Origin of the sequence: Okeania sp. SIO2C9 (assembly GCF_010672455.1) — a bacterium.
GTDB lineage: Bacteria > Cyanobacteriota > Cyanobacteriia > Cyanobacteriales > Microcoleaceae > Okeania.
In genome coordinates, this window is record NZ_JAAHGO010000140.1 from 1 (window position 1) to 11,458 (window position 11,458).

The following is an 11,458-nucleotide window of genomic DNA, read 5'->3' on the forward strand; positions in this document are numbered from 1 at the left end:
GGAATTTCACCATCAAGGGCATAAGAGTTTTCACAGGTCGAAGTTTATTCACTTCATGTCGCGACCTGGAAGGCTAGTTATACCTGCTTTTCAACAGTCTTGACTAACCAACGAGTCGCACTATTCAACCACAGCCATTACTTCTGGACTACTCTTAACTAAATGTTGCTGACATCCGTACATTAATCATCACCTCCTGTAAATATAATAGCACTATTGAAAACCAAACCGGAAAGTAACGCCGCTTTGTTACCCGCGTGTCGTTATTCAACTAGCCGTTAAAACTAGCTGGCTAACTTCCTCCCGTCATTTTTTTATGTTTTAAAGACAGTATTTAAGGCTAAAAATGTGTGCATCTCAATTTTGAATAAAGCCAAAAATTTATAGCTTTTAGGGAACAGGGAACAGGGAACAGGGAATAAGAAAAAAATATTTTTGCAAATATGAGATGCACCCCTAAAAATCCAATATAAAATCAATAAATTTGCTATTTTTGTACTAAATTTGACTAAAATTTGTATCGAATTGATTATAATTATTGTAGTTATACTAAATATGATGTAAATAATTAACAAACAAATTAAGTGTAATTTTATAATTAGTAATTTGTTAATTTCATCTGTAAACATTTGTAATTTTATGATATAAATATCTAATTAAACAAAAATGATTAGTAGGTAAAGTTAAAATATGAAAAGACAAACTTGGCTATATATACTCCTATTTCTATTAATACCAACTGTTGCCTTAGCCCAAGAACCTGAAACAGGACAGACTTTTATTGAAACCATCGATCAAACCTTTTCAAGTTTCGTAACTGTAATATTTAGTATTCTTTTCTTTAAAATTGGCGGCTTTCCCTTCATAGTTTTATGGTTAATTGTTGGTGCAATATTTTTCACCATCCGAATGCAATTTATTAATATTCGAGCCTTTAAACACGCTATTGATATCGTGCGTGGAAAATATGACGACCCCAATGACCAAGGAGAAGTTTCTCACTTTCAGGCTTTAGCAACAGCATTGTCCGGAACAGTAGGATTGGGTAATATCGCAGGTGTAGCTGTAGCTGTGAGTATCGGTGGCCCTGGTGCAGCATTCTGGATGACAATTGCTGGTTTTTTTGGCATGACCAGTAAATTTGTGGAATGTACTTTGGCTCAAAAATATCGCATTGTTCAACCAGACGGTACTATTTCTGGTGGCCCAATGCGTTATTTGTCCGCAGGTTTAGCAGAAATGGGACAGGGAACTTTAGGCAAGATTTTAGCTGTGCTATTTTCTGTGTTGTGTATTTCTGCTGCTTTCGGTGGCGCTAATATGTTCCAGGCCAATCAGTCTTATGGTGCAGTTGCTAATGTATTACCAGGTTTGCCTAATTGGGGTTATGGTTTGGTGCTGGTAGTTTTAGTGGGATTAGTAATTATTGGTGGAATTCAACGCATTGGTATGGTAGCAGGTACTCTTGTACCTTTGATGTGTTTGCTATATGTTTTGGCTTCCTTATTTATTCTTTTAGTTAATATTACAGAAATTCCTGGGGCGATCGCTACTATTATCTCTGGTGCTTTTGTTCCCAAGGCAGTAGAGGGTGGTATTATTGGCGTGATTATTCAAGGGTTTCAGCGTTCCGCTTTTTCTAATGAAGCTGGAGTGGGTTCGGCAGCGATCGCTCACTCTGCGGCCAAAACTGATGAACCTATTCGCGAGGGTTTGGTAGCATTGTTGGAGCCATTTATTGATACTATTGTGGTCTGTAATATGACTGCTTTGGTAATTGTGATTACTAAAGTATATAGTGCAGATGAGTTTGCTGCTTTGCGTGAAGCTAAAAAAGGTGCAGAGTTAACTTCTGCTGCTTTTGGTACTGTTTTGGGATGGTTACCAATTTTATTAGCGATCGCTGTTTTCTGTTTTGCGTTTTCTACAATGATTTCTTGGAGTTACTACGGCGAACGTTGTTGGGATTATTTATCTGGTGGTAGAGGGTTGATTATTTACAAAATCTTATTTTTGGTTGCTGCTTTTGTTGGTTCAGTATCAAACCCTTCTTCAGTAATTGATTTTAGTGATGCGACTCTGATTTCGATGGCTTTTCCTAATATCTTGGGAGGCTATTTTTTATCCGCTCAAGTAGCAAAGGATTTACACAATTATATGGGTCGTCTCAGTAAAGGAGAGATGAAAACTGCTAATTAGGGAGTAGGGGAGTGGGGGAAACAATGAATAATGAATAATTAATAATGAATAATGAATAATTAATAATTATAGGACTTACGCATAACTACCATATCTAGTAGGGGGGAATGGCATTTGCTAACGTAAAACGCCCTCTACTGATAGCGTATTGTCTAAGAATTTGCGTAAGTCCTGATAGTATAAGTCCAATGCTAATGATGAATTTTAGCTAGGCAATGTTTTTCCCACTGTTGTTTGTTCTCTGTTCCCTGTTCCCTGCTATATAACATTCTTCAGTTTATCCATCATAGATATAATGAATATATTTTCCAAAAATTCTGTACTTGTGCCCATAGATTTTTCTGATAAATCTGTTGAGGCGATAGATGTAGCTCTAGAATTTGTTCAAGACCCTTCTTATTTATGGATTCTTCATGTACTGCCTCGTCTTAATCCTACTGAACCAGGAGTAAGATGGCAGACTGTCGATGACCAGAGTCGTAAACAGCACATCGAAAAGGTATTTCACGAACGAATTCAAGGTGCGAAATATAAAGGTATTAACTTTAGTGTGGCGATCGGAACTCCTAGCTCAGAAATTTTGGACTATGCTCAGGAAAAAAAAGCAGAGTTGATTGTCATTCCCTCCCAGGGAAATAGTGGTCTTGGTCGATTTTTACTAGGATCGGTTGCTGAACGAATTGTCAGGTATTCTCATTGTCCTGTTTTAGTTCTACGAAATTGACATACTCTCTGGTAGTCAGACAAGGAGATTCTTCTGAAAGCAGGATTCTTGGTTTGCGCTCCGCAAGGGTATGCCAAGATTTAGTCCACTTATAGCAAAGAATGAGTTAGTTAGGACATAGACTAACAATGAACCTTAGACAGGGAAATATTTTTCCAACTATTGCATGTTCCCTGCCATAACATAAAATTGGCTGCTTAAGAGCAAGGCTTTAGACAGAATTTTTCGGTAAATTAAAAACTAGATTTTACCTTCAATGAGAAAAATCTGCTTTCTTTAAATTTTAATTTATTATTTATTAACTTTAATTAAGAGGACTAACCTAAATGATTAGTCAGGAGATTACAATAATTATATAGAGTTATCTTTATAAAATAGGGGAGTAGGAAATATGTTAAGAACTCCTACATTTCATGTCAATCAATACCAAACACTATTCCAACATCTCAAGCAAATTATTCTCTATTGGCTGAAATCTTTTTGGAAATTTAGTCTATTTTATGGTAAATATACTGCCTCTCCACCTTGGCAAAAAACTATTAATATTAGCTGATGAATGTAAAGTACCTAATGCTAAGACTAGGATGAATTTTTTGAATATCTATAAATTCACTATAGTTTTCAAGGTGCGTCTATTGGCTAGATAGCTAGGTGTTTAGAGCAGTTAAATACCTCGACACTTATCGATTTTTGCAGTAAACATAAACTCTCCCTTCTAGGAGGAGGGTTTATACTCAAATTATCAATCAGCCAGATTATCAATAACCTTAATCATTTTCAGAGCTTGATATTAGGTTCCAAGCTTTCTGTTAAGATTCTACTGGTTGGTATTACAGTTTCTGGGTAAAACAACTAAATACTTTTGATACATGAGATTGGGTATTTTAGGGATACTTATATTTAGATGAACAGGAGCAATTGGTTTGGAGTATTGCTCCTGGAATTAACTATTAATCTTGAAATGCTTTGAGGTTAAAAGCTCTGATGTTTTATTATCTGAGTAACGGTTCTACTAAACTTACCCAAAAGCATATGAGCAGCTCTGGAGCTAGTTTCCTGTTTCCATGAGAACCACTGACCGCAGTCTGTAACTTTATTCTTTCCACAGACTTAAAATCGGCGAGAACTTCACCTACTCATTTTTTACCCTCATCACCATTAGCAATGAAGCTAAGTTTTATTTTTAATAGAAACCTAAAGCTTCTCTAGTGCGATGTCCAACAATTCCATCTGGCCTTAAGCCATGATCGCGTTGGAATGCTTTAACTGCGTGCTTAGTCTTAGGGCCAAAGTAGCCAGTTGCACGATGATGATGAAAATAGCCCATCATTCCTAGTTGGTGTTGCAACTTGGATACTTTATGTCCACGACTACCATAGCTCAAATAATATCCACGATGACGGCGATGTCCCTTATAAGAAGCATGACGATACTTGGGACGATAATAACCTTTGCCATAATGGCGAGCGTGGCCATAACCACTGCAAGGGTTCTTATAGTGACATGCAGCTGCAGAATTAGCAGTCGCGCTAATAGCACCTAGAATAGTAGCAGCTGATAGAAGACTCATCATACCTAATGTAGAGAACTTTTTCCAGTTCACTCCTTCAAAGGTAGGCTCAACTATAGAACTTTCTTCGGCCGTAGCTAGATGGGAATATGCTAGTGTTTCCATAACTCCTCTGATGAGTAATGTTTTACAACTTTTTTTTATAAGTGTCTTACCCACTTGCCTTATAGCGTTTTGGGTTTCTTTTGCAGTGCGACACTCAAAAAAAGTAAATTTAATTTTGGTAGAGCCTTAATTTAGGCTGTTAACAACCAAGGAAATCATCAGATTTCCCTGGTTGCATTACTAAGCTACCATGTTAGGTGGATTATTTATGCAGAATATTCAAAAAAATTTAAAAGTCCTCAATTATCTGAAAATTGTGGACTCTTAGGCTATTAAAAACTTAGTAGCAATCACCACCGTAGCCACCATAGCCACCACCGTAACTACTACCGTAGCGACCATAACCACCACGACGACCATAGCGACTGTAGCCACCATAGCTACCGTAGGAACGGCTGTAGGAGCGACTAACAACTTTCTTATAATAATGGCCAGATGTACGACCATAGCTACCATAACGACCAGAACTACCGTAGCCACCATAGCCACCGTAGCTACCATAGCTACTACCACCGTAATAAGCGGAAGCAGAATCAGCAGTTACATTCATTCCTACAGCTAAAGTAGCAGCAGATAATAAACCCATTGCTCCAACAGTAGATAGCTTTTTGAAATCTACACAAGCAGTAAACTCTTTGTTAGCAGAGTCTTCTTCGTTGAAAGCTAAATGGGAAAATGCTAATATTTCCATGAGTTCCTCTGTTTAGTTAAATTAAATGAAATCCCAACATAGCAGGAATTTTCCTGTAAACAGTTACATCTTTCTAAGCCTCTGAAGCTATCCAATACATAGGATGTAAAAGTTACTTTTGGGGTTTGCTAGATGCACGATCCTTTGTATGCCAAAACTTTTACAAAAAGACTGGAATTGGCATATATTACAATATCACAAAAAGTAAGTTATTCAAGTCAAATATGCAAAAAACTTTGCTGGCCTCTACACAGAATAAATGGACTTCTATAGCTAGACCAATATTTTTCCTAAGACTTGACTTAAAATGTTTTTATCATAGCTAAACAACTAAAAGCAAGTTTTTTTCTAATTAATATAGAAATCTCATATTTTGAAACACAATATTAAGTTTGATTTCTTGAAACCTAGATCCAATTATTGGAAACTCTTACCCTATATCTATGACCATTGGCCTACCATTGTCAAAGCATTAGGTTGTACATTGGCCTTTACAGTTTTCTGGCCGATTTTAGCATGGTTATTGGGTGAAATGGCAGGTCATATTGGTAGGGGAGATGTAGGGGCGATCGCTCAACTGGCAGGTCTGGCAGCTATTATTTTTCTGGTCAAAGGAACTGTACAGTATGGTCAGGATACTTTTATGGCAAAAGCTGCTTTTACTATTGCCTTAGATTTACGCAAGGAAGTTTATTCTCACTTACAAAGACTCAATATTAGTTACTTTGAAAAATCTAAAACAGGAGACCTTTCTTATCGACTGACAGAAGATATTGACCGTACTGGAGAGGTTGTCAATAAATTTTTTCACCAATTTGTTCCTTGTATTTTACAGTTGATAGTTGTGTTGGGTTACATGACTTATCTTAACTGGCAATTAACTGTTGCAACTTTGGTTGTTGCACCGTTAATGGCATTGTTAATAGGTTGGTTTGGAGAATTATTACTTTCTTTTTCCCACCAAAGTCAAAATCGAATTTCTAATTTATCAGCTTTAATAACAGAGGTATTTAATGGTATTAGAATAGTACAAGCTTTTGCTGCTGAGGAATATCAAATTGCTCTATTTTCTGTGGAAGCTGAACAAAATCGACAAGCAAAATACATGGCAGAAAAGGTCAAAGCACTCCAGTTTGTCGTGGTGGGTTTTTTAGAGGCAATGAGTGTGGCTTTTTTGTTTTTTTTGGGGGCGTGGCAAATATCTGAAGGAAATTTGTCTGGAGAAGGTTTTATTAGTTATTTAACAGGTGTGGCTTTGTTAATAGATCCGATTTCTTTAACAACAAGTAATTATAGTGAGTTTAAACAGGGAGAAGCATCTTGTGACCGGATTTTTGAGCTTTTAAATATTCAACCTCAAGTTATAGAAAAGTCAGATGCTATTGTTCTTCCTCCGGTAGTGGGAAAGGTAGAATATAAAGATGTATGTTTTGATTATCAGTCGGAGAAAAAGGTTTTAAAGAATCTAAATTTGTTGGTAAATTCAGGAGAAATAATTGCTTTGGTAGGAGCTTCTGGAGCAGGTAAAACTACACTGGCAAATTTGTTACCTAGATTTTATGATGTTCAGTCAGGGGAAATATTTATTGATGATATAAATATCAAGGATGTTACTCTTAAAAGTCTTAGAAGACAAATTGGAATTGTACCTCAAGAAGTAATTTTATTTTCGGGAACTATCTCCCAAAATATTGCTTTTGGTCAGCTAGATTATAATATTGATGCAGTAAAAAAGGCGGCTAAAGTTGCTAATGCTCATCAGTTTATTTCTAAGCTGCCAAAAGGTTATCAAACTTGGGTAGGAGAAAGGGGTGTTAATTTATCTGGGGGGCAAAGACAAAGGATAGCGATCGCTCGTGCAATACTAGAAAATCCGAAGATATTAATATTAGATGAAGCGACTTCTTCTCTTGACTCTGAATCTGAATTTTTAGTACAAGAAGCGTTAGAAAGATTGATGCAAGGAAGAACGGTATTTATTATTGCTCATAGATTAGCTACTGTACGTCGTGCTAATCGGATTCTGGTTATGGAAAATGGTGAAATATTAGAATCAGGAACTCACACGGAATTATTAGAAAAAGGTACGCTTTACGCTCGTTTTTATCAGCAACAGTTTAGTTAATTAGTAAGCATTTAGCAGTCAGCTATTAGCTAGCCTCCTACGGAGGAACTGCGAACTTCAGCTATTAATTTTGAGGAATATAAAAGCAACCTTTGAAATTGAGTTTGAATAAAAGTTACTGGCAAAGTCCCCGGAATAAACTTTAGAAGCAATTATTTACAGCAATAAGACCTTGCTTTTAAGGAAAGAGTTTAAATAAATATAGAGTTTAAAATTTTTGTTGTAAGATTTAAATATGACTAAATTAATACAGCTTTGAAACTACACCAAAAGCAATAGTTGATAGCTAATAGCTGAGGTCTGTTTGCGCAGCATTCCGTAGGAAATGCTTACTAATTAGCTTCATATAAAATGAATTTATCAGGCAGTTTTGAAAAATAATATATTTTTGTATTTTTTACTGAAAAATATTCTCTACTTCAGCAGGGTGATAAAAAATGACTCCCTTGTTTTAATAAATGTAAACAAATCAACTTCTCTGGTGGCAGTTTTAATCAACTTGCGTTAAAGTTGAGTTATAGGGTAGGAGCAAGTATTAAGTCGATGCCTTTTGCTTTCAAGTTTAAAGTTAAAGCTAATAAAGCTTAATACTCAGCAATAGACGAAGTAATCTGAGTAGGTCAATTTCTTCGGGAAAAATGTCTGGGTTTATGCCCTGATTTAAAGGCAGCAGTCAAGCTAAACTATACAAATATTGCAAGGTATTAGTGCAGGATGGTGGAAATAAATGACCAGTTACAAAATCCTAAAACAATTACAAATAAATACTTTTGACTGTCAGATGTGCGTCTTACATTCTGAGGGAACTTCAGAATTACGCACTCGATGCATGACTTTTGACTTTTAACTTCCGCGTAGCGAAATTAGGCAAATAGTTTAGGTTGGCCGCTAAATTTAACTCTCAAGTAAAACAAGCTATGGCAGAAATGGCTTGGTCTTATATTCTATGCCCAGATTCTACGATAACTGCAAAAAAAGTAAACCTGCGAAAAAAAAGATTTCCTAAGTTTAAGTGTCATTATTCGTCTGTGGAATATTCAACTTCTGAAAGTTTCCATTTAGAGGAGAGAAAATCTATAACTTTAAATTTCACAGATAAATTAGAAATAGGAAATCTCAAGCTTAAAGAGATTTTGGATTGGCATCTATTTTCTGAGGCTAACGGTGATTATTGTCTGTTCTTAATCCAGGCTGATATTTAGGAGGAAACTAAAACTAATCAGATATTAATTGGATTAGATTTAGGGTTAAATTATTTGAGCGCTGATAGTTATGAAAATGTAGTCGAATCAGCCAAGTTTTACGCAAAGTTTAAAAGTGTTTCAAGTGAATTAATAGGGAAAAATCGAGGAAATATAGGAATCATAATTACTGTATAAAGGGATAAAAAATCTGGGGAAGCTCTACCAAAAAATATCAGATTAAAATTAGAAGTATCTCAGAAGGAGAAAAATACGATGATGGAAATTATACCTCTAGCAAATCAGAACATCATTGGTCTTAGTATTGATGGTAAAATTGAAATAAGTGACATTGAAAAAGTGAAAAATTTAGTTGAGGAAAGATTAAAATCTCAACCTAAATTACGAGTTTATGTTGAAGTTAAAAGTTTTCAAGGAATATCTATGGAAGCTTTATGGGAAGACTTAAAATTTGGTCTGGGACATATGAAATATTTTGATAAAAAAGCAGTTGTATGTGATGCAGCTTGGGTAAATAAGTTGACTACTGCTAGTAATAAAATTTTTAGCAATATGACCCATATAGAAGTAAAATGTTTTTCTTGGTCAGAAAAAGAGCAGGGTTTAGAATGGATAATAATTGACACTCCACGAACTAAAATTGCGTAGATTCTGTTTTGCTCCGTGACATGAAAAACGTCAACTTTGGGAAACAAAGATTGTTAAGACAGGGGATAAATTCACCTGTCTTAATTTTTCATCAGTTTACTGAAAAATTATGCCAAATTTTGTCAAAGTTAGGGTAAGCACTCAGCTATCAGCATTCAGCTATTAATTTATTACTTTTTGAGCAGGAATTAGTATTGATAGATTTAAGTTGAATTAAAAGTCTTGGAAAAAACTGACGTTGATGAGGGAGAGTGTATATTCATTAATTATGGAACAAGGTGAAATGTTACTTGAGGTTTTAACAAATAAGCCTAGTTTGTTAGAGTTCTCAAGAGAACAAAGTAATCTAAAAGTAAGGCAGTATTATGCAGACACTCAGACTAAAATTAAAGATGCTTCTCTTGAATCTTTCTCTTCATTAAATGATAATCTTAATAAATTGGAAAAGAATCAGTTGTCGCAAGATATTCAAAAATATATACAAGCAAATCAGAATAAAATACCATTGAAATTCAAGTCTATTCTCAACGGACTGAGAACTTTTGGTATGATAAAAAATGCTGAAAATTTAGGTTCTAAAATCAAAGAATGGGCTACTAATGAAAATACAAGAGAGAAACAAGCAAATGCTGCTAGTAAATTAGAATAAACTCAAAAAAATTATGATAGTTTTCAATAAATATATCAAGAAAAATTAATTACTGGTGATGCTAATTTTGCTTCTCTCGATAAGACAAAGATTCAATTGGAACAAGCAGTTGAAAAAGCTCAAAAAGAAGTTATAGCTTCTAAATCTTTATTCCTATCAAAAGAGTAAATTGAAGGGAGCGAGCTAAATCAACTCATTCAAAATATTGATGAGCGAATAACATTTTTTGATTTAGAGCTTGGTCAGCATATTGAGGTAGCTCAAATAATTGGAAACTTTGCACAATTTTTTGATGAATTATTAATGGGGTTTACCCTAGTATTTGGATTGGTAAAAAACGTAAAATAAATGAAGCAATAAAATAAAAAAATTTAAAATCAGGAAAAGATTATCGAATTATTTAACAGTATCCAAAAAGATTTATAAATAGGGATAAATAACCAATTTAAAGAGGTTAAAGATCAAATTTTTGTTCAGAAAAAGAATGAGATTAACGAAAAACGGAAAAAACAAAAAAGTTTATGGTGAGCAAGAAGGAAAACGAGGAAAAAGAGAAAATTTAGTAGCCGGGAGAAGAAAAAAGGAAAAAGATTTAATTGCAGCAATTATATTTAAAGGAAGCCTGAATGCAGTGGGGTTTGAACACTGGTTAAATCAACATTTATTGCCATCATTAAAAATTCCCAGTGTACTAATTATGGATAATGCACTAATTCATAGAAAAAATGTGATTAGAGAATTAGTAGAAGCAGGGGGTCATCAATTACTATTTTTGCCAAAATACTCTCCTGATTTAAATGATATAGAGTATGATTTTAGTGCATTAAAAAGAGCTAGAATGTATTCACCTATCAACAGAACTCGATTTGGAAATTATTCGTAATCCCACGTGCCAAATAATGTCTCATTCTTATTTAAAATAACTATAATTATCCGGACATGATATTACGCAATACAACCTATTTTCATCATTAGACCTCTCCGAAATATAAATAAAATCTGGTAAAATAATACTCAATCAACTTTCGTAAAGGTTAAGAATATGGATTCATTATCAGAATATATCGAGAAACATCCCCAAGAAGCACAACGATTAGTAGGTCGTGCATTATCACCAGTTAAAACAACTAATAATATCATGTCCGAAGGCAATCGTTTGTGTAAAAGTTAGCGTGGATATCTACAGGAAATTTAAGTTTTTTCTTGCCTGTTGCCTGTTGCCTTCCGGAGCTGTTGCCTATTTACTATACAAGACCGATGCTACCGGACATGATATAAAGCAAGCGATCGCCCTACACACTCAAACCCAATTAGAAGGAGAATCCAGGAAAAAAAGAATTATAAAAAAAGGAGGGGGTCGTAATACAAAGCTATCACTCTGGGGAACAAATATTATTAACTTTAATATACTTGCGACAATTGACAACATTTCAATTGTTGGGTATCCAATTCGGAGTAAGTGAAACAACAGCAAATGATAGGTTTAATTACTGGTTTCCACTTTGAGGAAAACTGCTACCATCAAGTTTACTTGAACAGGTAAAA

The 11,458-nt window shown here is 34.7% G+C and carries 11 protein-coding genes and 1 pseudogene; 10 read left to right on the forward strand and 2 right to left on the reverse strand.

All coding sequences use genetic code 11. From position 1 onward, the window contains the following. Positions 1–690 precede the first annotated feature (690 nt). From F6K23_RS38735 to F6K23_RS38745, 3 genes are all read left to right on the forward strand, one after another. Complete coding sequence (locus F6K23_RS38735) at positions 691–2,199, forward strand: sodium:alanine symporter family protein (protein WP_293166276.1); 1,509 nt, start codon at positions 691–693, stop codon at positions 2,197–2,199. A 295-nt stretch (positions 2,200–2,494) separates the two neighbouring features. After that, positions 2,495–2,923, forward strand: coding sequence for a universal stress protein (locus tag F6K23_RS38740; RefSeq protein ID WP_293166278.1), 429 nt, complete (start codon positions 2,495–2,497; stop codon positions 2,921–2,923). Between the two features lie 391 nt (positions 2,924–3,314). After that, complete coding sequence (locus tag F6K23_RS38745; RefSeq protein ID WP_293166280.1) at positions 3,315–3,476, forward strand: hypothetical protein; 162 nt, start codon at positions 3,315–3,317, stop codon at positions 3,474–3,476. A 630-nt stretch (positions 3,477–4,106) separates the two neighbouring features. On the opposite strand, the gene F6K23_RS38750 is transcribed toward F6K23_RS38745, so the two are convergent. Together F6K23_RS38750 and F6K23_RS38755 are read right to left on the reverse strand one after the other, a co-directional pair. Continuing rightward, on the reverse strand, positions 4,107–4,598 hold the full coding sequence (locus F6K23_RS38750; protein WP_293166282.1) for a peptidoglycan-binding protein: 492 nt from the start codon (positions 4,596–4,598) through the stop codon (positions 4,107–4,109). A gap of 280 nt (positions 4,599–4,878) precedes the next feature. Further along, on the reverse strand, positions 4,879–5,289 hold the full coding sequence (locus tag F6K23_RS38755) for a hypothetical protein (protein ID WP_293166284.1): 411 nt from the start codon (positions 5,287–5,289) through the stop codon (positions 4,879–4,881). A gap of 400 nt (positions 5,290–5,689) precedes the next feature. Between F6K23_RS38755 and F6K23_RS38760 the strand changes: the two genes are divergently transcribed. From F6K23_RS38760 to F6K23_RS43055, 7 genes and pseudogenes are all read left to right on the forward strand, one after another. Beyond that, positions 5,690–7,414 (forward strand): ABC transporter ATP-binding protein, encoded by a 1,725-nt coding sequence (locus F6K23_RS38760; protein WP_293166292.1) that lies wholly within the window; start codon positions 5,690–5,692, stop codon positions 7,412–7,414. 881 nt (positions 7,415–8,295) lie between these two features. Beyond that, on the forward strand, positions 8,296–8,616 hold the full coding sequence (locus F6K23_RS38765) for a hypothetical protein (protein WP_293166286.1): 321 nt from the start codon (positions 8,296–8,298) through the stop codon (positions 8,614–8,616). A 255-nt stretch (positions 8,617–8,871) separates the two neighbouring features. Beyond that, positions 8,872–9,264, forward strand: coding sequence for an STAS/SEC14 domain-containing protein (locus F6K23_RS38770; protein ID WP_293166288.1), 393 nt, complete (start codon positions 8,872–8,874; stop codon positions 9,262–9,264). Positions 9,265–9,532: 268 nt separating this feature from the next. Next, positions 9,533–9,913, forward strand: a complete 381-nt coding sequence (locus tag F6K23_RS38775; protein WP_293166289.1) for a hypothetical protein — start codon at positions 9,533–9,535, stop codon at positions 9,911–9,913. Between the two features lie 505 nt (positions 9,914–10,418). Continuing rightward, a pseudogene (locus F6K23_RS38780) lies at positions 10,419–10,796 on the forward strand (transposase); the annotation flags it as partial. 159 nt (positions 10,797–10,955) lie between these two features. Next, positions 10,956–11,084, forward strand: coding sequence for a hypothetical protein (locus F6K23_RS38785; RefSeq protein ID WP_293166290.1), 129 nt, complete (start codon positions 10,956–10,958; stop codon positions 11,082–11,084). A gap of 266 nt (positions 11,085–11,350) precedes the next feature. Further along, positions 11,351–11,419, forward strand: coding sequence for a hypothetical protein (locus tag F6K23_RS43055; protein WP_293156426.1), 69 nt, complete (start codon positions 11,351–11,353; stop codon positions 11,417–11,419). Positions 11,420–11,458: the final 39 nt, after the last annotated feature.